We start from the raw sequence: 21296 nt of genomic DNA, 5'->3' as shown, positions 1-21296 counted from the left end.
AACAAAGGAGCCAGCATGGACCGATCCGAAGTCGAAGCGAAGATGACCGACCTGCTCGTCGACGAGCTCGGCATCGATCGTGACAAGATCGCGATGTCCGCCTCCTTCGAAGAGGATCTCGAAGTCGACTCGCTCGGGGTCGTCGAGTTGCTCATGGCGCTCGAGGACAACTTCGGGGTGAGCATCCCCGATGAGGAGGCCGAGCAGATCGGTACGGTCGGACAGGCCGTCGACCTGGTGATGCAGAAGCTCGGTGGCTGACATGACCCGGCGGGTCGTGGTGACCGGCCTCGGCACGATCAACCCGCTCGGGCATGACGTCGAGTCGTTCTGGAAGGCCGCTCTCGAAGGCAGATCTGGTGTGGGCCAGATCACCGCTTTCGACACCTCCGGGTACAAGGCAACCATCGCTGCCGAGGTGAAGGACTTCGACCCCGAGCAGTACATCGAGCGCAAGGAGGCCCGCCGCCTCGACCGGTATGACCAGTTCTTCTGGGCGGCCACCCAGCAGGCGATAGAGGACGCGGGAATCGCCTACGAGGATGACGACCCGGCGGCGCATCGGGCGGGCGTGGTCGTCGGCTCTGGCATCGGCGGCATGATCTCCTTCCAGGAAGGGGTCGACACGATGCGCCAACGCGGCCCCGATCGAGTGAGCCCGTTGGCGATCACCCAGATCATTTCGAACATGGCCGCCGGTCTGGTGTCGATTCGCTTCAACCTGCGGGGCCCCAACACCTGCATCGTCACCGCCTGCGCCGCTTCGGCCAACGCCATCGGGGATGCGGCCGAGTTGATCAAGCGCGACGCCGCCGACGTGATGGTTGCCGGCGGAGGCGAGGCGCCCATCTGCGAGTTCGCCGTGGCCGGCTTCAGCCAGGCCCGCGCCCTGTCCACCCGCAACGACGAGCCTGAGCGGGCCAGCCGCCCCTTCGACGCCGAGCGCGACGGGTTCGTGATGGGCGAGGGGGCCGCAACGCTGATCCTCGAGGAGCGCGAGCACGCCCTGGCCAGGGGGGCCAAGATCTACGCAGAGATCGTCGGCTACGGGATGTCCGCCGACGCCTATCACGTCACCTTGCCCCGCCCCGGGGGAGGTGGCGCTGCCCGGGCGATGCAGAACGCCATCGAAGACGCCGGGCTCGGCCCCGAGTCGATCGACTACATCAACGCCCACGGGACATCGACTCAAGCCAACGACTCGACCGAAACTGCGGCGATCAAGGCCGTCTTCGGCGACCACGCCTACAAGACGCCCGTCTCGTCGACCAAGTCGATGACCGGCCATCTTCTCGGTGGGGCTGGCGCCCTCGAGTCGCTGGTGTGCATTCTCTCGATTCGCGACGGGATCGTGCCGCCCACGATCAACCTCGAGAACCCCGACCCTGAGTGCGATCTCGACTACGTGCCCAATGAGGCCCGGGCGGTGCCAGTACGGAATGCGATGACCAACTCTTTCGGATTTGGCGGCCACAACGCCGCCCTCGTGTTCGCGGCGCACCAAACCGCCGAGACCTGATGAAGTCAGGTGCCTATTCGCTCTCCCCCTAGACGGGGGTCACTCCGGGGGTTCCTCGGGTCGCGTGTCGCCTTCGAGCATCGTGAGCACCATCCGCTCGCGATGAGTCCGATGTTCGTCGATCGACTTCAAGGCGAGTACCGCCACGACTCCGACTCCGGCGGCGATGCCCAGGCCGACGACGACGGCACTGATCGAAGCCACCGCGGCGCAGCTCCCGGGAGCGCACGAGGCTTCGGTGACGATGAAGGCGACGATCCCGCCGGCGATCCCGGCGAGTAGCGCCGGAACGCCAACCCACGGGTTGGGCAACCGTCTCATGGCCGCCTCACCCGGCCGGTCGAATCCGCCCCGGCCGCGTCGAGAACGTCGGGCGGGGCGAGCTCGGGTGGAATCCGTAGCGCACCTTGTCCGCCGCCGGCCATGCGCGGGGTCACCGATATCGACACCTCCCGCCGCCAGGCGAGACCCGCAACCGCCAGGCCGAGCAGCCCCAGGACCACCGCCCCGGCGACTCCGGCGGTGACACCGGCGGTAACCGACAGGACCGGGTGAACCACCCGGGCCACGGTGAGAGATCCCGCCATCGCCCGAGCGAGTGCAAGGGCGAGCACCACGGACCAGCCGGCGAGAACCCAGCCGAGCAGCCCGACCTCGCCTGCCGAGACCAGGCCGACCGCGGCGGGGGTGGCGAGCAGCAGCAGCAGGGCGACGACTGCAGCCGGCGGTGGCCCGTCGGCCGACGCCCGGTGCCGCAGCCACCTGGCCAGCCACGGACCTAGAGACCCAGCGAGAGCGAGACCGGCCGAGGCGATCGTCGCAACCGACCACCCCGATACCGAACTCGACCCAGCAATGGCGATCCACCCCGCGGCGACGCCGGCAGCCGCGAGCCTCGACCAGCGGCTGCGGGCAAGCAGCACCCCGGCGACGGCGGTTACGGCGAGGATCATCATCCCGACGGCGATCAAACCTGCAGCCCCCGGCGCGAAGGGTGTCTCGTCGACGGCGAGGTGGATCGCCCCGGTGAGGGAAGCAACGCCGAGTGCGGTGGCGACGATCAGGGGGGCGGGGAGCACCGGCGCATTATGCCGCCGGACCGTGGCCGAATTGACTCCCGGGCCGACCTCGGCCCTTCGGGCCGAACAGACGTCGGTCGGCCCTCCTCCACGAGCGGGGTCCCCAGCCCCGCCGTGGCCGTCCCGGGAATCAAGGGGGCCCCGGTGGAGGGAAGGGGATCGTGTCGACCTCCGGTTCCCAGTAACCGACCTCGTGCCAGCGTCCTCCGACCCGCTCGAGGGTCGTCACCGAAGCATGGCCCGGCTTGCCGGTGGTAAAGGACTCCCGGGTGCCGCCGACGAGGAATACCCGGAGCGCCTGTAGTGGGTCCTGGTGAGAGACCAGTACCGCGTCCTTGAGATCGGCGGAATCGAGGGACATCACCAGAGCGGCCATGCGTGCGGCGACTTCGTCGATGCTCTCCGGCGCGAAGGCGAGGTCGTAGGGGGCGGCGAGGTAGGCCTCGACCTCTCCGGGGAACCTGGAGGGGAGGTCGTCCCAGCGAACCCCGGCCCACCGTCCGGACAATCGCCATTCGAGCAGACGGTCGTCGGTCGTCACCGCCACCCCGATCGAGTCGGCGATCGCCCCGGCCGTTTCCAATGCGCGGTCGAGCGGAGAAGAAACCACTGCTTCGGGCCCACGGGCCTGGAGGTAGCGGGCGCTGGCCGCAGCCTGGGCGCGTCCGGCCGCGGACAGCGAGAACCCCGGCAGGTCGGCGTACACCACCCCGTCGGGGTTCGCGACCTCGCCGTGGCGCACCAGATGAAGGCGTTCGAGCACGGCGGGGGAGTGTAGGTGGCGGCAAGTGCCGGGGGGTAGTGGAGCCCTTCGGATCGTCCGCGGTGGCGCGCGCTTGTCCGCTCGATGCCGAGGGAGATCCGCCTCGATCACTCGGTGCCAAACAGGGCACGCTCGGTATACTCAGCCGCCCACCTGCCGGAGAACGCGATGCCCCTCGATGACAGAGAACAGCGCATCCTCGAAGAGATCGAGCGGCAGTTCTATCAGGAGGATCCTCGTCTCGCCGAGACCGTGCGCGATGCGACGCTGGCTTCGGTGTCGCGCGGTCGACTGAAGTGGGCGTTCCTGGGGATGGTGGTCGGGTTCGTGCTGATGCTCGCGTTCTTCACGCGGCTGACCCTCGTCGCACTGTTTGGATTCGCCGGGATGGTGATGAGCGCGGCGTGGATGGTCGCGATCTTGAGGAAGCGTTCGGGAGTTGGTGCCGCGTCACCCGGGTCGATGGTGGGGCGGATGCGGCGGCGCTGGCGCAGCCGCTAGAGTCGCCAACCTCTGGGGAGACTGAGTCGTCGGCCGCTGCGTTAGGTGGACGACCTTGGAGGGAGAGAGGAAGGTTTGGAAGGGTTCACCGCACAGCAGGCATGCCGTCTCACTGATTGCACCGCGCATCAACTCCGATACTGGGACCGTGTCAGGCTGATACAGCCCTCGATCCAGGGCACCGGGGGCAGACCCGGCAAGCGCCGCCTCTACTCGTTCCGCGATCTCGTCGCCTTGCGTGTTGTCAAGAGCCTGCTCGACAACGGCATGTCGGTCCAGCGGGTGCGTCGGGCGTGGGACTACCTGCGTCGTACCGCCGACATGGATCAGCACCTCGCCGAGGTGAAGCTCGTCACCGACGGTCAGTCGATTTTCAAGGTGGCCAGCGACGAGGGGGAGTTGGTCGACGCGTTGCGAGAGGGCCAGTTGGCTTTCTTCGTGGCCATCGACGAGATCACCCGACAGGTCGAAGAGGACGTGACCCGCTTCGAGCTCGACCGGGAGCACTTCCTCGAGATGCTCCGCCGCGTCGAGGACGACGTCCAGGCGGAGGCGGAGGGGTAGGCCCGCGATACGCGATTCGCGATACGCCAGAGTTCTCAGCGTTCCTTCGTATTGCGTATTGCGTATTGCGTATTGCGTTTGCGCAAGAGCGATCTCACCCGGTACCTCGCGCCGATTCGCCTGAAGATCGAGTTCTCTCTGGCCAGCTCGGCCTCCGTCTCCGTCAGGGAGCGGGAGGCGGTGGCGATCCGGCGGCTGGACAGCGGGGCGCCGGGACCGTAGGCCGACTCCGAGTACACGTCGGCAAGCGGCGTGAGCACCGAGCCGACCTGGGCCGCCAGTTCGGAGGGGGTTTCGGAGCGATGCAATTCGGTGCCGAGATCGGCCAGCTGGTCGACGATCTCCTGCCAGGCACCCGAGACGTCACCGCGCTGGAGCCGCGTGATCCGGCGGCGCCGGCGCACGAACTTGATCGACGGCACCAGCACCAGGGCGACACCAAGAACCAGCAACGGGATCAGCAGCGAACGGGTTCGTGCCGGCAGGTCGATCGGAGTCTCTCCGCCGAGGCCTCCGTCGGGCGAGAACGGGACGGTGGTGGGGACCGTCGTGACGGGGGTCCCCCCGGGCTCGGGGCGAGGACGGGTCTCGGCCTGGGCGGCGTCGAGATGGTCGGCCGCCCGGAACGGAAGGTCATCGGCGGCGGGAGGGTTGATCCCGTCGGTGCGGGGCGTCGGATCGAACTTCACCCAGCCCTGGCTTGGCATCCACAGCTCCACCCAAGCGTGGGCGTTACGGTCGCGGATCACGAGGCGCCCGTCCTCGAGCGTGTTCCCCGGGGTGAACCCGAGCACGACGCGGCTGGGGATCCCGATGGTGCGCGCCATCACAGCCATGCTCGTGGCGAACTGCTCGCAGTAGCCGGTGCGGTAGTTGGCGCTATCAGGCTCGAGCAGCCAATTGACGAGTTCGGCGGCGCCGTGACCGGGAGGGACCTCGAGGGAGTAGGCGAAGTTCCCCCGCCTCCGGAAGAAGTTCTCCAGAGAGAGTGCTCGTTCGTAGTCGGTCTCGAGGCCCTCGACCTGTGACTCGGCGAGCAGTTGGATGCGCGGGTCGAGTTCGTCGGGGAGTTCGAGATGCGCCTCAGCGTCGGGCAGCGAGCGGTTCACGATCGTCGGCAGGTCGACTCCGACGAGACCGAAGTCTCCGGTCTCGATCGCCGAACGGAAGATCGTCGAGGGGGTGCCATCGTCAAGCCGGCTGAGGATGTCGATGCTCGGCTGCGGGATCTCCGATTCGACGGTGTAAGCCATCCCCCGGAAGGTCAGGGCGTCGAAGTGGATCGACCCGTCGCCCGGACGCAAGCGGATTCCGCTGCGTACCGAGTCCTCGTCGGTGTCGAGAGACACCGGGGCGTACGGCGCCGGCAGCCAATCCATTTGCAGGGCGAGGATCGTCACCGTGGCCCGGAAGCTCGACCGGGGTCCGGCAAAGGCGGCGCCCCGAGCCTCGAAGGTCGCCACCTCGTCGAATCCCTCGAGGCGGGAGTTGCCCGCGTGCCATTGATCTCCGTCGAACGCGTCGAGTGTCAACAGCCGCCAGTACACCTGGTCGGCCGGGTGCCCCGACTCGGGCTCGAACACGAACACGGGCACATTCGTCTGGGCGACGAGGCTCTGCTGGATGCCGACGAACGGGTTGTAGGCGATGCTGCCGAAGAAATCGCCGGACAGCTTGCTGGTGCCCTGCCAGTCGAGGAATCCTCTCCGTGGCACGAGGTCGGCTATCGCCTGGCTGGCATTGCTCGCCACCAGCACCGTGGCGAGCAGCGTCGTCAGCCCGACGAGCGGGATCGTTCGTCGGAGGCGTCCTCCCCGCCTGGCCGATTTCAACAGGCCGGTGCCTTCCCGCCGATGGTCGATCGTCACCGCGATGAGGGTGAAGCCGATCAACGCCATGTATCCCGTGGTCCACAAGCCGCCGATGCGGCTGTCGAGGACCGCGAACTCGAGATACACGACGAGAGGGGTCAGGACCGCGACGTAGGGTCGGCCGGTGAGCAGGCCCCACGCGAGGAGGGCGCCCATCGCCCAGAACACGATGGCAAGGATGGCGACGAGCCCGGCGAGCGGGAGGACCGGAGCGATGCCCGCCCGAATCACATCGCGCGCAAAGGTGAGCTCGGCGCCCAACGCGGTGAAGGAGGCGCGGGTCGGGAAGATGAACCAGGTCGTGTCCGGAACCGCCACCCGGACGACCGTTACCGTCATCGCGGCGAGGTGGATGATGGCGAGCAACGCCCCCGGCACCCGGTAGGCCGCCGCCGCCCAGGTAATCGTTGCCCCCAGTACCGCGGCGGCGATGAGCAGGATCTCCCAGGGGAGCCCGCTCGACGAGGGAAGAAGTAGGCGCGCCACCCGTGCCAGCGCGAGAGAGATGGCGGCGACCCCTGCCACCCATGTCAGGCGGTAGCCCATGTCACCTCCATCGCCGCCCGCCACGAGGGCGCCCAGCGGCCCTGGGTCCCGATGGTGACGGTCACCGCGTTCATGCCGAGGAGCCGCGAGGAAGCGGTGTCGGGATCGTCGGTGACTGCCATCACGATCGTCTGGCTGAACTGGCCGGCGAGCAACCGGTGGGCTCCCCGCAAGCCCTCGTCCGGCGTACCGGTCACCAGGACCAGGGCACCGCCTCCGCCGCCGTGCCGCAGAAGCCGGCTCACTGTGTTGCGAAGGTCGAGGCGGTCACCTGCATGGATGGTCGCAAGTGTCTCCATCGCCTCGGCGTAGCGATTCAACGACCGGCTGCGCGTGCGGACGCCCGACCATAACTCGGGGCTGAATCCGGCCCGGTGGAGGTGGACAAACGCGGAGGCAGCTCCTCGCACCGCCTGTTCGAAGGCCTCCGGGATCGGATAGCGGTGAGAGCGAGTGTCGAGCAGCACCAGCGCCCGGTTCTGCCACGGCACCTCGAGCTGCTTGATCATCAACTCGTCGCGCTTCGCCGAACTGGGCCAATGGACTTTGCGAAGGTCGTCGCCAACCTGGTACTCGCGGAGGGTGAAGAAGTCCTCTCCGCCGAAGGGGGCCGACGTCGGCCGGGTCGAGTTGACCGTGGGGTCGAGTCCCCTCACCACCGGCAGTCCGACGAGCGCTTCGATCCGCGGATAGACCGTGAGGCGGTCGACCTCGCCGATGCTCGAGCGACGCTCCGCCAGCGAGAACGGGTCCGAGACCGAAAGGACCAGCGGCCCTACCGGGAAGATGCCCCGGCCGCGGCAGCGGACTTCGTACCGTCCGGTCAGCGGCTCGCGGGGACGCGCGGAGCCGGCGGCGAAGCGTGCGGTACCCAGCCCGTGGACGGTGTCTTCGAGAGAGACGTTGCGGAGGCGGCGTGCCGCGATCAAATCCATGTCGATGATCACTGTGTCGCCCTCGTGGACTTGGGCCGGAGTGATCCGCCTCCACACCGCTACTTCCGGGGTGACCATGCGCACGAAGAGCAGGCCGACCAATACCGCGGCGATCAAGAACACCGCCGTGGTCATCAGGTCGTTCTCACCGAACGCCGCCCACAGGACGAAGAGGCTGGCGGATACTCCGATGGCGGACCAGCCCCGGCCCGTCGGCATCAGGCCCTGACCCCGCTCCCCGGTACGGGGATCCCGGCGGCGACGCCGTCGAGGATCTCGTCGATTTCGGAGCCTCGCATCTGCGCTTCCGGCCGCATGATCAAACGGTGGGTCAGCACCGGGCGCAGGATCGCCTTCACGTCGTCCGGCGTCACATATCCTCGACCAGCAACCGCCGCCCGGGTCCGCGCCGCCCGCTGCAGGTACAGCGTGGCTCGCGGTGAGGCGCCGAGCAGGAGGTCGGGGTCGTGGCGGGTTGCCTCCACCGTGTCGACGAGGTACTCCTTCACCGGATCGGAGACATGAACCCGCCGAGCGATACCGATCATCTGTTGCACGTCGTCCGCGGTCACCACCGGCTCCAGGTCGGTATAGGAAGACTGCCGTCCGTGGGTCTCGAGGATCTCGAGCTCCTTGGCCCGGGAGGGGTAGCCCATGATCACCCGCATCATGAACCGGTCGAGCTGGGATTCGGGCAGGGGATAGGTGCCCTCGTGCTCGATCGGGTTCTGGGTGGCGATGACCATGAACGGAGCCGGCAGTTCCCGGGTGGTGCCGTCGACGGTCACCTGGTGCTCCTCCATGGCCTCGAGCAGCGCCGACTGGGTCTTCGGGCTCGCCCGGTTGATCTCGTCGCCGAGGACGATGTTCGTGAACACCGGTCCGGCGCGGAACACGAAGCCGCTGCGCTCCCGGTCCCAGACTGAGACCCCGGTGATGTCGCTGGGCAGCAGGTCGGGGGTGAACTGGATGCGGGTGAAACCGCAGTGAATGCTTCGGGCAAGCGACTTGGCCAGCAGCGTCTTGCCGACTCCGGGGACGTCCTCGATCAGCACATGGCCCTCCGACAGCATGCTCATCACCACCAGGTCGACGGCCTCGCGCTTCCCCTGGATGACGCGTTCGATGTTCGCGGCGACCGCGTCGAACCGATCGGCGAACCAGGCGAGTTCGTCCTGGGCCAGTTGGGACGTCACTGAGCCTCCTCGTCTCGTGGCGGGAGAGCCTATCAGTGGCCGGAGGATGCGCATTGCGAATGGACACGCCTCCCGGGCGGGCAGGGGAGCGGTCCGGGTCGAAGAACCCCGTGACAGAGTGTGGTAGATGTGACTACTCTCTGTGACCAGGATCGATCGACGGGGAACAGCAGAGGGAGTGGCCGGTGGCCTCCGACAGCCTTCGTGATGAATTGATGGCCTTGCCCGGCATCGCCGATGCCGAGGTGGACGCCGAAGGCGGGTCGCCTTCCGGTGTCCGGGTTCGGCTGCGTCCGGACGCCGATCCACAGGCGATCGGAGCGATGGTGCAGCGGGTGCTGGCGTCACATGGCATGCGCTCGCGGGTGGCGGGAGACCACGACGACCTCGCTCCGGTGGTGAGCCTGCCGTTCTCCCCCGGGGCGGTCCCGCCTCGTCCAGAAGCCCCACCGCCCACTCCAGAGGCGCTCGCACCACCACGGCCTGCAGCCGATCCACCTCGCGCTGAGGATGTCAGGAGTGAACCGCCCTCGACTCCTGTCGTCGAGTCCGCGCCCGCGGCGGTTGCTCCTTCCCCAGGTCGGCCCCAGGACGCCTCCGGGAGTGGCCGCACTCTGGCCGCACTCGCCTACGAGGAGGCGGCTGACGGGGTGACGGTGACTGCGGTTGCCGCGGACGGTCAGCGGTTCAGTCGCCGCGCCGCGGCGACCACCGACGAGGCCGTGGCCGCAGCGATCGTGGCCGCGGTGGGCGCACTCGCCGAAGGCAAGCCGCAGCGAATGCTGTGGGTGTCGGCGGCGACCGTGGACGGATCCGAGGTGGTGACCGTGGTCGTGGAGAAGTCGGACGGGTCGCGTGTAGCCGGCGCTGCCATCGTCAGAGCTGCCAAGGCCTACGCGGTGGCCCGCGCCGCCTACGTCGCGCTCCGCAGCTGAGCCCCAACCCGGCTCCAACATCCGTATCATCGGCGGATGACCAACGATCGACCGGACACGCAGCAGCAGACAGTCGAAGAGCCCAGACGATGGTTCGGGCCCTTGATCCTCCTGGTTGTGATCCTGACCCCAATCGTGATCCTCATCGTCTCGAATACCGACACCGCCACCCTGGCTTGGGCCAACTATGAGTGGAGCGCGCCCCAGTGGCTGGTGCTGAGCGCCACCTTCGTGGCAGGGCTGGTAGGCGGCAAGGTGCTCGGCTGGCTGTGGCGATCGTGGCGCCGTCGGCGCCGCCGCATGGCCGGCGAACGCGACGTGCTGCGGAAGCACTCGGTCGAAGGGGACTAGGCGGGTCGCTGCCCGCTGCATGCCGTCCGCGGCTCGCCTATCGTCGCGCGTCGCATGGCTCAAGCGCTCGTCCTGAACGCGTCATTCGAGCCACTTTCGGTGGTGTCGGCGCGGCGCGCCGTCGTCCTGGTGGTGCGAGAGAAGGCCGAGCTGATCCACTCGCAGAACCAGGTGTGGCGGTCGGAGCATCTCGAGGTGGAGGTGCCTACCGTCATCCGGCTTCGCAGGTACGTGCGGGTGCCGTACCGGCGGAGGGTCCCTTTGAATCGCCGCGCGGTGTTCGCCCGTGATCTGCACACCTGCCAGTACTGCGGTCACGGCGCCGAGAACCTCGACCACGTGATGCCCCGGTCCCGGGGCGGCACCCATACCTGGGAGAACGTCGTCGCCGCCTGCCGCCGGTGCAACACCCGTAAGGGTGACCGGACTCCCCACGAAGCAGGAATGAGCCTGGGGGGCGCCCCCGGTGCCCCCCGCGAGCACGGCTGGCTATTGGTTGGCCTCGGGTCCCCGCCGCATCCCTCATGGCATGCCTATCTCGGGGCCGCAGTCTGAGCCGAGGCGGCTCAGACGGGGCCCCCAAGCCCCGGCTCCGGCTCCGGCTCCAGCCAATCCGGCTCCGGCTCCAGCGAGGTCGGCATGAGAGATGTTCCGCGCTTCTGGCCGTGGCTGGGGCTGGAGCAGGGGCCTGGCTACGAGCACTATCCGTGACCTAATAACGCACGTTCCGTAGTGGTAGCCTCTGGTGCGAGGAGGTTCTGTGCGCGTCGTCGGGTATGTGCGCGAGTCCGCCGACCCGTCGGCGGGACACTCGGCATTCGAGCAACAAGAGGCGATCCGCCGCCATGCGCTCGAGCATGGGCTGTCCATCGTGGCCGTCTGCCTCGACGCCCGGGTAGCCGGCGAGGCGCTCGGCCGTGACGGCTATCTCGGGCTGCTGGGGGTGATCGCTTCGGGCGCCGCCGACGCCGTGATCGTGCCGGGGGTGTCGGTGCTGTCTTCCGACCAGATCGTCCAGGAGATCATGCTGTGGGATCTGCGGGGACGCGGGGTTCGGGTGATCTCCACGGACCCAGCCGATGTGCCACTCCTCGATGCAGCGGAGGGGCCCGGTCCCAGCCGGATGATCATTCGCGACGTCCTGGAGCGGGTGGGGGAGCACGCTCGATCGATCGGAGCCCATCGCATCGACCCACCCGGGATCCTCCCGGATGGTGACGTCATGATCCACATCATCACCGCCGACACCGCCGAAGCCTCGGCGGCGGCGGACTGAGAGCCGTCTCAGCCGAGGCCCTCCCACGGGTCGTGTCCAATCCAGTCCCGGGCTTCGAGAATCGATCCCGAGGGCTCCGGTGCCGCCGGGTGGGCGAGGCGGAGGAACAGTGGGGCGATCTCCCCGGGGGCGGGGACGGTCGCCGGATCCTCGTCCGGGCGCGCCTCTGCCCGCATCGGGGTGCGGGTCCCGCCCGGGTTCACCGAGTAGACCCGGCCGGCCGGCCACTCTGCGGCGAGTGTGCCCAGCCATCCCTCGAGCGCATGCTTGGAGACGGCATACATCCCCCAGCCCGCCCGCGGCTTGCGTCCGACCGTGGACGCCAACCCGATCACGGCCGGGGCCACCCCGCGGTCGAGGTGACGCTGGAGGTCCTGGTGCAACAGGTGCACTGCGGTGACGTTGATCTCGAACACCGCGCGCCATTCGTCCTCGGGGTACTGGGCGAGATCGATCCCGACCGGGCCCAGTAGCCCGGCGGCGTGGACTGCGACATCGAGGCGGCCGCCGTCGTGCTCGATGGCGGTGGCGACCGCCCGCCGGCCGCCAAGGGTGGTGAGGTCGACGGCCAATGGGGTGATCAGTCCCGACGCCTCCTCCGCCACCCGCTCGAGGGGCGCGGAACGGCGCCCCACCGCCCACACCCGGGCGCCGTTGACGGCGTATTCGAGCGCCAACCCGCGCCCGATTCCGCTCGACGCGCCGGTAACCAGGATGTTGCGACCCTGCAGCATGCGACCAGGCTAGATGCGCCGGTCGGGGCGACGCCGGGGCGCCGGCTCGTCCCACCGGATATCCCCCGGGGGGTTCGAATTGGCCCCGAAGTGTCACAAATGGGTTGACAAGTGGGTTAGAGTGGTCCAAAGTGGGACAACGTGGAGAACGGGAACAAGTCGATCTCCGAAGCGGAGCACGACTTGTTCCTTGCCCGGTCAGCCCAGCGCCCTCGGAAGCGAGGCGATGACGGTGCGAAGGACGGAGAAACCGAGTGTTCCTCGGCGAGTACCAGCACAGCGTGGACGACAAGGGGAGGGTGGTCATGCCCGCCCGTTTTCGCGATCGCCTGTCGCGGGGCCTGGTCGTCACCAAGGGCCAGGAGCGGTGTCTCTACGTATTCCCGATGGACCGATGGGAGGAAGAGGTGGCGCGGATCAACCGACTGCCACGGACCAACCACCGCAACCGGAACTACGCGCGGTCGTTCTTCGGGTCGGCCACCGACCAGCAGATGGACAAGCAGGGCCGGGTGCAGATCCCCCAGCCCCTCCGCACCTACGCCGCTCTCGACAAGGACGTCGTCGTCCTCGGGGTGGCGGATCGCGTGGAGATCTGGGACACGGCGCAGTGGGAGTCTGTCTCGCACGAGGCCGACGACCTCTACTCGGGAATCGAGGAGTCTCTCAGCGAGGAAGGAATCTGAATGATGAGGTACGGCTCAGGGTCAGCCCTCCGGATGTCACGTGGAAAGCCCCTTACTCCGCCCGCTTCCATATTGACGCCAGCGCTCTGGAGGGCTGACCGTGGACCGTGCCTATCACATTCCGGTAATGGTCGATCGGGTGGTCCATTGGCTGCGACCGCTCGACGGGGGAGTGATCCTCGACGCGACCTACGGCGGCGGAGGGCACTCGGCGGCAATCCTCGAGGCGCTACCGGGGTCACGAGTGGTCGCGCTCGATCGCGACCCGGCAGCGCGCCCGACCCAGCCTCATCCCCGCCTTTCGTTCCATCTCGCCGACTTCCGTTCGCTGGATCGGCCGCTGGACCTGGAGGGCATCGATGATCTCGCTGCAGCCGTCTTCGACCTCGGGGTCTCCTCGCATCAGCTCGACGTGGGGGAGCGAGGGTTCTCCTATCAACGGCCTGGCCCTCTCGACATGCGGATGGGCCCGCACGCCCCATGGAGCGCCGACGATGTCGTCAACCGCTGGGATGAAGCCGAACTGGTCCGGATCCTCCGCCAGTTCGGCGAAGAGCGCTTCGCCAAACGCATCGTCAGGGCGATCGTCCGCAATCGACCGATCCGCGACACGGCGCATCTCGCCGACGCGGTCGCCGGGGCCGTGCCGCCTGGGCCCCGCGACCGGCCGCATCCTGCCCGCCGAACTTTTCAGGCGATCCGCATCGCAGTCAATGACGAGCTGGAGGCACTTGCCGATGGCCTCGACCTCGCCCTGCGGCTGTTGCGACCTGGAGGTCGGATCGTCGTGATCTCCTACCAATCGCTCGAGGATCGCATCGTCAAGCAGCGTTTCGTCGCCGGCGCGCGTGACTGTGTCTGCCCTCCGGAGTTTCCGGTGTGCGTGTGCGACCAGATCGCCGAGCTGCGGATCTTGACCCGCCGCCCCGAACTTCCGACCGACACCGAGATCACCGCCAATCCCCGGGCGCGCAGCGCGCGGCTGCGGGTCGCGGAGCGGATCTGATGGTCTCCCGCTCGGCTCCCACCGGATTTCCCCTCCCTCGCCCCCGCGGCTTTCACGTGGTCATCGGGCCGACGACCCGCCGTCGGCGGATCGGGGGCTGGATCGGGCTGGCGATTGCGCTGTCGGCGATGTTCCTGCTGCTGGTGTCGTCGCGGATCGCGCTCGACCGCGCGGCGTTCGTCCTGGAGGACTACGAGGTCCGTATCGCAGCCGAGGAAGCGCGCTACTGGGAGCTTCGGCTTCAGGTGACCGAGCTGCAGTCGGCAGCGCGGATCGCGACGATCGCCGCGGAGATGGGGATGGTGTACCCCGATCGGATCCTCACGATTGAGGTGCCCGGCCTGGGCGGTCCCGGGCCGGGCATCGAGGATCGGTGGATCGACTTGAAGGCGCTGCTGAGCGCCAGCGCCGAGCCCTGAGTACGGGTTCGGCTCGGAGCGGCAGGGCGAAGACCCCGTTCTGCCGGAGAGGCGGGCGGCCGCAAGGCCGGGGAAACGAGGAGGACCAATGGACCAGCGGCCGCGCCGCGCCACCAGCAACCGCCGACTGGCCACGGTCGGATTCTTGCTCGTGCTGGCGTGGACGATCGTCGGCTATCGGCTCACAGTGGTCCAGGGCGCCCGGGCCGACGAGTTCGCCGCCCGCGGACTCGACCAACGCCTCCAACTGAAGACACTCCCGGCCGACCGTGGCACCATTTTCGACCGCGACGGGCGGGAACTCGCGGTCACGATCGACTCGGTGAGCGTGTACGCCAACCCGCGTGAGATGGCCGATCCCGAAGCCGCCGCCCTCCAACTGGCCCCGCTCCTCGACCGCAAGGTCCGAGAGGTCGCGAGGGATCTCACCAGCGGTACTGCCTTTGTCTATCTCGCCCGGCAGATGGATCCCGAGGACGTCGAGCCGATTCGGGAGGCTGACATTCCCGGTGTCTACTTCCTCACGGAACCGAAGCGGGTCTACCCGACCGATGGGCTCGCGGTCCACGTGGTGGGATTCGTGCGTTCGGCCGACAATGTTGGGCTCGAGGGCCTCGAACTCCAATACGACGAGGCACTCTCCGGCATCCCCGGAGAGCTGCTGGTCGAGCGCGATCCCGCCGGGCTGGTGATCCCCCAGGGCGAGTACCAGGTGAAGCCGGCGGTGCAGGGGAGCGACCTGGTGACCACGATCAAAGTCGAGATCCAGTACGCGGCCGAACGGGCACTCGCTCGTGGGCTGGAGCGCACCGGTGCCACCTCGGGCTCGATCGTGGTGATCGATCCGACGAACGGCGAGGTGATCGCCATGGTGAATCTGCCGAGCTACGACCCGAATGCGCGTGCCGAGGTGCCGGGGGATGCGATCCGCAACCGGGCGGTCACCGATGTCTTCGAGCCGGGGTCGACCCAGAAGGCTGTCACCGTGTCGGGAGCGCTCGAGTCGGGCCTGGTGAACCCGGGGACTCGCTTCGACATACCGGAGCAAATCGAGATCCAGGACACGGTCTTCGAAGATTTCACCGAGCATCCCTCGCGGCTCTCCGTCACCGAGATCGTCACGTACTCGTCGAACCTGGGCACGATCCTCCTCGGCGACCTGATCGGGGCCAGCCAACTGCACGCGATCATGCATCAGTTCGGCCAGGGCGCCCGCACCGGCATCGACTTTCCCGGAGAGGCGTCCGGAGTGCTCCGCCCGTCGGAGGAGTGGTGTCTCACCACCTGTCTCGCCGGCACCTCGATCGGCTATCACGTGTCGGTGACTCCGCTGCAGATGGCCATGGTCTACGCCACCATCGCCAACGACGGAGTGTGGGTGCAGCCACACCTCGTCCGCGAGATCCTCGACGGTTCCGGAATCCGACAGGCCGTCGAAGCAACGGAGCGTCAGGTCATCTCCCCCCGCACTGCGCGCCAGGTGCGGGCGATGCTCCATGCCGTTGTCGAGCAGGGGACCGGTTCGCTCGCCGTGGTACCGGGATACCGTGTGGGCGGGAAGACCGGCACGACCGAGAAGTACCTCTCGGAGACACAGTCGTACAGCGAGGAAGAGGTCGTGGCGAGCTTCATCGGAATGGCACCCATCGACTCTCCCCGCGTCGTCGTCGTGGTCGTGCTCGACGGCCCGGTCGAATATGCCAGCGGCGGCCAGGGCGCAGCCCCGATCTTCTCCGAAGTGATGCTCGCCGCCCTGAACCAGCTCGGGGTGCCCCCCGATGCGTGAGCCGAAGCGGAAGCCAACCTCGCCTCGAGCGCCGAGGACACTGCGCCAGCTGGCCGATGCGGTCGGAGGCTCGGTGGTCGGCGATGGCTCGGTCGTCGTCACGGACGCAACCCACGATTCGCACCAGGCCGGACCCGGCGTCCTGTTCGTGGCGGTCAGAGGATTCTCTGCGGACGGGCACGATTTTGTCCACGCCGCTACCGCCGCGGGCTCGCCGGCCGTGTGCGTCGAGGACGAACGATATGCGGTCGGGGTCTCGGCGGTCGTGGTGCCCGATACCAGGGCGGTCCTTGGTCTTCTCGCTGCCCAGGTCCACGAGATGCCGTCGACCCGGCTCAGGCTTGTTGGCGTCACGGGCACCAACGGCAAAACCACGGTCACCCACCTGCTCGAATCGATCGCGGCTGCGGCGGGTATCCCCGCGGCCATCGTCGGGACCGTCGGCGCCCGAATCCTCGGAGAAGGGGTGCAGGTGTCGAGGACCACGCCCGAGGCCACCGATTTCCAGAGGCTTCTCGCTCGCATGGTGGAGGCAGGAGTCGATCTCGCCGCGGTCGAAGTGTCCTCGCATGCCCTCACCCTGGGACGGGTGTCCGGATCGAGGTTCGCCGTCGCCGCCTTTACCAACCTGTCACGAGACCACCTCGACTTCCACGGTGACATGGAGTCCTACTTTCTCGCCAAGGCCTCGATATTCGAGCAGGCCGATTCCGCCGTGGTGTGGGTGGACGATCCCTGGGGGCAGCGTCTCGCTCGCACCCTGTCGATTCCCATGACGCGGGTCGGGGTGGACCAGCCTGCAGACGTCACGGCCCACGATGTCGTGCTCGGGTTCGAGGGCTCGCGTTTTGTGGCTCAGGGACGGGCGGGGGATGCCGCGGTGACCCTGCCGCTCGCCGGTCGCTTCAATGTCGCCAACGCCCTTGTCGCCATGGGGTGCGCCGAGGACCTCGGGATCGGCTGGACCGACATCGTCGCAGGCATCGCCGCCGTTGCGCAGGTGCCGGGCAGGTTCGAACTGGTTCCCACCGGGACCGACTACACCGTCGTGGTGGATTACGCCCACACTCCCGATGGCATCGCCGCGGCGGTTGCGGCCGCCCGCGACATCGTCGGCGATCGCGGTCGCGTGATCGCGGTCGTCGGTGCCGGTGGGGATCGTGACAAGGAGAAGCGACCGCTGATGGGCAGGGCCGCTTCGAACGCCGACATCGCGGTGCTCACTTCCGACAACCCGCGGCGAGAGGATCCGGCGGCCATCCTGGCGGCGGTTGCCGCGGGCGCCGATGGACCTGGTCGGGTGATCGAAGAGATCGACCGGCGGCAGGCGATCCGGGTGGCCCTCGGCGAGGCGAGGGCCGGTGATGCGGTGTTGATTCTCGGCAAGGGTCACGAGTCCGGGCAAGACTTCGGAACGACGGTCGTTCCCTTCGACGACCGGCTGGTTGTCAGGGAGGAGGCGATTTCCCGATGAAGTGGGATCTCGCCGCTATCGCCTCCGCCACCGGCGGGCACGCCACCGGGGCCGCCACCGTCGACCGAGTGGTGGTGGATTCGCGCGAGGCCGGACCTGGCTCCCTCTTCGTGGCGGTGCGCGGCGAACGCTTCGACGGGAACGACTTCGCCGCCGATGCCGCCGCGCGCGGCGCCGCGGTCCTGGTCGAGCGGTCGCGACTGCCGGCGGGCGCGCTCGGGGTCGAAGTCGACGACACGCGGGGCGCACTCGCCCGTCTCGGCGAGCGGCGCCGATCGGAGATCATCGCCCCCTTCGTTGCCATCACCGGGAGCTCAGGCAAGACGACCACCAAGGACATGACCGCGGCAGCGCTCGGCGTGGGCACCCACTCCGCGCCGCGCTCTTTCAACAACGAGGTGGGGGTGCCGCTCACGGTGCTTGGCGCTCCCGACGACGCATCGGCGGTCGTGGTGGAAGTCGGAAGCCGGGGTGCGGGGCACATTTCCGCCCTGGCTGCGGTGGTGCGACCTGATGTGGCGGTGGTGACCAACATCGGGCCGGCTCACCTCGAGATGTTCGGCGACGTCGCCTCGGTGCTGGAGGCAAAGTGGGAGTTGGTCGATGCGTTGGGACCGGAAGGGGTAGCCGTCCTGCCCGCCGCCGACCCGCGGCTGACCAGCCGGCGGACCGGCGCGATGATCACCTTCGGCGAAGATGAGTCCGGTGCCGACGTCGAGGTGTCCGACGTCTCGCTCGACGGGCGGGGCTGCGCCTCGTTCCGCATCGCCCACCTGGGATCCGCCAGCACGATTTCCCTGGTACAGCCGGGCCGCCACCAGCCGGTCAACGCCGCTGCCGCGATCGCAGCCGCCCTGGCGCTTGGCCGAGATTTTGCCGAGGCGGCCGACCGCGTGGCGCTCGCCAGGACCGCTCCGTGGCGCATGGAGGTACGGGAAGTCGCGGTCGCGGATGGCGCGATCCTGCTCGTCAACGACGCCTACAACGCCAATCCCGACTCGATGCGGGCGGCATTCGCCACCGTTGCGGCGATGTCAGGTCGGCGGATTGCCGTTCTCGGCAAGATGCACGAGTTGGGAACCGCGGAGGGCGAGTTGCACCGAGCCATCGGCCGATCGGCGATCGCGGCGGGGTTCGCGATCGTGATCGTGGTCGGAGACGATCCCGGGATCGCCGTCGGCGCAGGGTCCGCCTCTGTGGTCGTCAGCGACGCCGCCGAGGCCGTCTCCGCCCTGGCGGAGATCGTTCGCCCTGGGGATGTCGTGCTGGTCAAAGGTTCGCGCGCCGCCGGCCTCGAAGCGGTGGCAGAGGCGATCGAGGGTGCGGCGGCATGATCGCCATGCTCGCTTCCGCGGCTGTGGCGTTCCTGGTGACCATCCTGCTCACCCCGGTCGCAATCCGGTTCTTCCGCACCCGGGGCATCGGGCAGTTCATCCAGGTCGAAGTCGCCCACGAGCACAAGCAGGGGACTCCGACCATGGGCGGTCTGGTCATGATCCTGGCGGTGGTCGTCGGATGGCTGGTGGGACACCTCGACGCCCGGACACCGGAAGGGGACTGGAGCCTCTCCTGGCGCGAGTTCCAGGTCCCCGGCCTGCTCGTGCTGGTGGCCTTCCTCGGCATGGGTCTGATCGGGTTCCTCGACGACTTGTCGAAGGTCACCCGGGCGCGCAACCTCGGCCTGAACAAGCGCTGGAAGTTCGTCGGCCAGCTGACCATCGCCAGTCTGTTCGCCTGGGGCGCGATCAACTATGGAGTCGCCACGCAGATGTCGTTCACGCGGCCGTTCGGGGTGGACCTCGGGTGGTGGTACGTGCTCTGGGTGCTGGTCATGCTGACGGCGGCTGCCAACGCAGTGAACATCACCGACGGCCTCGACGGTCTCGCCTCGGGTTCCAGCGCGCTCGTCTTCGGGGCCTTCGTGATCATCTCGTTCTGGCAGTTTCGGCACCCGGAGTTCTACGAGATCGTGGGAACACTCGAGCTGGCGCTGCTCGCGGCCGCCCTCACCGGGGCGGTGCTCGGGTTCCTGTGGTGGAACGCCGCGCCGGCCAAAATCATCATGGGTGATACCGGCTCGCAGGCTCTGGGCGGAGCGATGGCGGCGATGGCATTGCTCACCAACACCCACCTGCTGCTCGTCGTTCTCGGCGGCCTCTATGTGATGGAGACGATGTCGGTGATCCTCCAGGTGATGGCCTTCCGCGGCTTCAAGAGGCGGATCTTCAAGATGGCACCCCTGCATCACCACTTCGAGCTGAAGGGGTGGCCGGAAACCATGATCATCATCCGATTCTGGATCCTCGCCGCGCTGTTCGTGGGCCTCGGGCTCGGCCTCTTCTACGGGGATTTCATCGCTTCCGGGGGTATCGGATGACCGCGCTCGTGATTGGAACGGCAGTGAGCGGCAGGGCCGCCGCCTCGTTGCTCCGTTCCCTCGGCGACAAAGTGATCGTGTACGACGCCGACCCTGCTGCGATCGAGGGAGTCGACGCCGACGAAGTGCACGGGGGTCCGTGGAAACCTTCGCTGCTCGACGGCATCGACCTCGTGATCACCAGCCCGGGCGTTCCCGAACATGCGCCACCGGTGCGGGATTCACTGGCGTCCGGCCTGCCGATCTGGAGCGAGCTTGAACTCGGGTTCCGGCACCTCCGCTGCCCGGTGGTGGCCGTGACGGCCACGAACGGCAAGACCACGGTGACCGAGCTCGCGGCCCGGATGCTGCGGTCGTCGGGCCTCGATGCTGCCGCCGCCGGCAACATCGGCGACCCGCTCTGCGGTGCCGTGGGCCATGACTGGGACGTCGTGGTCGTCGAGGCGTCTTCCTTCCAGCTCAGGTTCGTCGATACCTTTCACGCGGATGCGGCGGTGCTGCTCAATGTCGCCCCCGACCATCTCGATTGGCACGGGTCCTTCGACGCCTACGCCGCTGCCAAGGCGAGGATTCTCGAGCGGCAGACCCCCGACGACGTGGTCATCTACGACGCCGACGACGAAGGCGCATCGACCCTGGTCGCCGGCGCCCGGTCGCAACGGGTGCCGGTGAGCGGGCGCGCCCGTCCCGATGGGGGCTGGGGACCCGAGGGCGGCGCGCTGGTCATCGCCGGCCTCGAGATTCCGCTGGAGCAGATCCCCCGGCGGGATCCAGTGATGCTGGTCGATGTTGCAGCGGCGGCGCAGGCTGCCCTTCACGTGGGGGCCACACCCGGCGGGGTCCTCTCGGCAGTCACCGAGTTCACTTCCGGGCCCCACCGCCGCCAGTTCATCGGCACCTGGAACGGCGTCGCCTGGGTCGACGACTCGAAGGCGACCAACCCCCATGCAGCCCTCGCCGCGATCCGGGATCACGGCCCGGTCGTCTTGATCGCCGGTGGCCGCAACAAGGGCCTCGACGTGGGAGGACTTCCGCTCGAACCGAATGTCCGCCAGGTGTTTGCCATCGGCGAGGCCGCCGCCGAGTTGGCCGCCACCGGGGGCCCGGTGACCATCGTCGCCACCCTGGAGGAGGCGGTGGCTGCGGCAGATCACGCCAGCCGGCCTGGGGACACCGTGCTGCTCGCCCCCGGATGCGCCTCATTCGACATGTTCCGTTCCTACGCCGACCGCGGCGAGCGCTTTGCCGCAGCCGTCCTGGCGAGAAAGCGGGCCTGAC

23 protein-coding genes are annotated in these 21296 nt (G+C 68.2%); 16 read left to right on the top strand and 7 right to left on the bottom strand.

Annotation, left to right across the window (positions count from 1 at the left end):
* The first annotated feature begins 15 nt into the window (after window positions 1-15).
* Together acpP and fabF are read left to right on the top strand one after the other, a co-directional pair.
* On the top strand, window positions 16-261 hold the full coding sequence (gene acpP / locus WD184_07750; protein MEX0826622.1) for an acyl carrier protein: 246 nt from the start codon (window positions 16-18) through the stop codon (window positions 259-261).
* A gap of 1 nt (window position 262) precedes the next feature.
* Complete coding sequence (gene fabF / locus WD184_07745; protein ID MEX0826621.1) at window positions 263-1519, top strand: beta-ketoacyl-ACP synthase II; 1257 nt, start codon at window positions 263-265, stop codon at window positions 1517-1519.
* Window positions 1520-1558: 39 nt separating this feature from the next.
* Here fabF and WD184_07740 read toward each other — a convergent pair whose 3' ends face one another.
* From WD184_07740 to WD184_07730, 3 genes are all read right to left on the bottom strand, one after another.
* Window positions 1559-1840, bottom strand: coding sequence for a hypothetical protein (locus WD184_07740; protein MEX0826620.1), 282 nt, complete (start codon window positions 1838-1840; stop codon window positions 1559-1561).
* Window positions 1837-2598 carry a hypothetical protein gene (locus WD184_07735; protein MEX0826619.1) on the bottom strand — a complete coding sequence of 254 codons (762 nt, stop codon included), beginning with the start codon at window positions 2596-2598 and terminating at the stop codon, window positions 1837-1839. The genes WD184_07740 and WD184_07735 overlap by 4 nt, the downstream gene beginning before the upstream one ends.
* 130 nt (window positions 2599-2728) lie before the next feature.
* The gene (locus WD184_07730) at window positions 2729-3361 is read right to left on the bottom strand and encodes a histidine phosphatase family protein (protein MEX0826618.1); all 633 of its coding nucleotides are present in this window, start codon (window positions 3359-3361) and stop codon (window positions 2729-2731) included.
* Window positions 3362-3529: 168 nt separating this feature from the next.
* On the opposite strand from WD184_07730, the gene WD184_07725 reads away from it, so the two are divergent.
* Both WD184_07725 and WD184_07720 read left to right on the top strand, forming a co-directional pair.
* Window positions 3530-3862 carry a DUF3040 domain-containing protein gene (locus WD184_07725; protein ID MEX0826617.1) on the top strand — a complete coding sequence of 111 codons (333 nt, stop codon included), beginning with the start codon at window positions 3530-3532 and terminating at the stop codon, window positions 3860-3862.
* A 75-nt stretch (window positions 3863-3937) separates the two neighbouring features.
* Window positions 3938-4426 (top strand): MerR family transcriptional regulator, encoded by a 489-nt coding sequence (locus tag WD184_07720; GenBank protein MEX0826616.1) that lies wholly within the window; start codon window positions 3938-3940, stop codon window positions 4424-4426.
* Between the two features lie 35 nt (window positions 4427-4461).
* On the opposite strand, the gene WD184_07715 is transcribed toward WD184_07720, so the two are convergent.
* Genes WD184_07715 through WD184_07705 form a run of 3 tightly spaced genes read right to left on the bottom strand, consistent with a single transcriptional unit; the run spans window position 4462 to window position 8962 of the window.
* Window positions 4462-6843, bottom strand: a complete 2382-nt coding sequence (locus WD184_07715) for a DUF3488 and transglutaminase-like domain-containing protein (protein ID MEX0826615.1) — start codon at window positions 6841-6843, stop codon at window positions 4462-4464.
* Entirely contained in the window at window positions 6828-7997 is a 1170-nt protein-coding gene (locus tag WD184_07710; protein MEX0826614.1) for a DUF58 domain-containing protein, read from the bottom strand. The genes WD184_07715 and WD184_07710 overlap by 16 nt, the downstream gene beginning before the upstream one ends.
* Window positions 7997-8962 carry an AAA family ATPase gene (locus tag WD184_07705; GenBank protein MEX0826613.1) on the bottom strand — a complete coding sequence of 322 codons (966 nt, stop codon included), beginning with the start codon at window positions 8960-8962 and terminating at the stop codon, window positions 7997-7999. Before WD184_07705 ends, WD184_07710 begins: the two co-directional genes overlap by 1 nt.
* Window positions 8963-9159: 197 nt before the next feature.
* Here WD184_07705 and WD184_07700 point away from each other — a divergent pair, with 197 nt between their 5' ends.
* The 4 genes from WD184_07700 (at window position 9160) to WD184_07685 (ending at window position 11536) form a co-directional block, all read left to right on the top strand.
* Complete coding sequence (locus WD184_07700) at window positions 9160-9909, top strand: hypothetical protein (protein MEX0826612.1); 750 nt, start codon at window positions 9160-9162, stop codon at window positions 9907-9909.
* Window positions 9910-9945: 36 nt separating this feature from the next.
* The gene (locus WD184_07695) at window positions 9946-10260 is read left to right on the top strand and encodes a hypothetical protein (protein MEX0826611.1); all 315 of its coding nucleotides are present in this window, start codon (window positions 9946-9948) and stop codon (window positions 10258-10260) included.
* 54 nt (window positions 10261-10314) lie between these two features.
* Window positions 10315-10815: an HNH endonuclease gene (locus WD184_07690; protein MEX0826610.1), complete on the top strand. Its 501-nt coding sequence runs from the start codon at window positions 10315-10317 to the stop codon at window positions 10813-10815.
* 205 nt (window positions 10816-11020) lie between these two features.
* The gene (locus WD184_07685) at window positions 11021-11536 is read left to right on the top strand and encodes a recombinase family protein (GenBank protein MEX0826609.1); all 516 of its coding nucleotides are present in this window, start codon (window positions 11021-11023) and stop codon (window positions 11534-11536) included.
* An 8-nt stretch (window positions 11537-11544) separates the two neighbouring features.
* Here the strand turns inward: WD184_07685 and WD184_07680 are convergent, their stop codons facing one another.
* A complete protein-coding gene (locus WD184_07680; GenBank protein ID MEX0826608.1) occupies window positions 11545-12270 on the bottom strand; it encodes an SDR family NAD(P)-dependent oxidoreductase in 726 nt (241 codons plus the stop codon).
* 254 nt (window positions 12271-12524) lie between these two features.
* Between WD184_07680 and mraZ the strand changes: the two genes are divergently transcribed.
* The 8 genes from mraZ to murD all read left to right on the top strand — a co-directional run bounded on the left by mraZ (window position 12525) and on the right by murD (window position 21295).
* Complete coding sequence (mraZ, locus tag WD184_07675; GenBank protein MEX0826607.1) at window positions 12525-12956, top strand: division/cell wall cluster transcriptional repressor MraZ; 432 nt, start codon at window positions 12525-12527, stop codon at window positions 12954-12956.
* 100 nt (window positions 12957-13056) lie between these two features.
* Window positions 13057-13962, top strand: a complete 906-nt coding sequence (gene rsmH / locus WD184_07670) for a 16S rRNA (cytosine(1402)-N(4))-methyltransferase RsmH (GenBank protein MEX0826606.1) — start codon at window positions 13057-13059, stop codon at window positions 13960-13962.
* Entirely contained in the window at window positions 13962-14381 is a 420-nt protein-coding gene (locus tag WD184_07665) for a hypothetical protein (protein MEX0826605.1), read from the top strand. The genes rsmH and WD184_07665 overlap by 1 nt, the downstream gene beginning before the upstream one ends.
* A gap of 88 nt (window positions 14382-14469) precedes the next feature.
* The gene (locus WD184_07660) at window positions 14470-16167 is read left to right on the top strand and encodes a penicillin-binding protein 2 (protein ID MEX0826604.1); all 1698 of its coding nucleotides are present in this window, start codon (window positions 14470-14472) and stop codon (window positions 16165-16167) included.
* Complete coding sequence (locus WD184_07655; protein MEX0826603.1) at window positions 16160-17641, top strand: UDP-N-acetylmuramoyl-L-alanyl-D-glutamate--2,6-diaminopimelate ligase; 1482 nt, start codon at window positions 16160-16162, stop codon at window positions 17639-17641. The genes WD184_07660 and WD184_07655 overlap by 8 nt, the downstream gene beginning before the upstream one ends.
* On the top strand, window positions 17638-18975 hold the full coding sequence (gene murF, locus WD184_07650; protein ID MEX0826602.1) for a UDP-N-acetylmuramoyl-tripeptide--D-alanyl-D-alanine ligase: 1338 nt from the start codon (window positions 17638-17640) through the stop codon (window positions 18973-18975). The genes WD184_07655 and murF overlap by 4 nt, the downstream gene beginning before the upstream one ends.
* Window positions 18972-20018, top strand: a complete 1047-nt coding sequence (mraY, locus tag WD184_07645) for a phospho-N-acetylmuramoyl-pentapeptide-transferase (protein ID MEX0826601.1) — start codon at window positions 18972-18974, stop codon at window positions 20016-20018. Before murF ends, mraY begins: the two co-directional genes overlap by 4 nt.
* Window positions 20015-21295 carry a UDP-N-acetylmuramoyl-L-alanine--D-glutamate ligase gene (gene murD, locus WD184_07640; GenBank protein ID MEX0826600.1) on the top strand — a complete coding sequence of 427 codons (1281 nt, stop codon included), beginning with the start codon at window positions 20015-20017 and terminating at the stop codon, window positions 21293-21295. Before mraY ends, murD begins: the two co-directional genes overlap by 4 nt.
* Window position 21296: the final 1 nt, after the last annotated feature.

The sequence above is a fragment of the Acidimicrobiia bacterium genome, from assembly GCA_040878325.1.
GTDB lineage: Bacteria > Actinomycetota > Acidimicrobiia > Spongiisociales > UBA11373 > JAUYIV01.
Note: the sequence above shows the minus strand (reverse complement) of the source record. Positions and strands in the feature narration are given on the sequence as shown.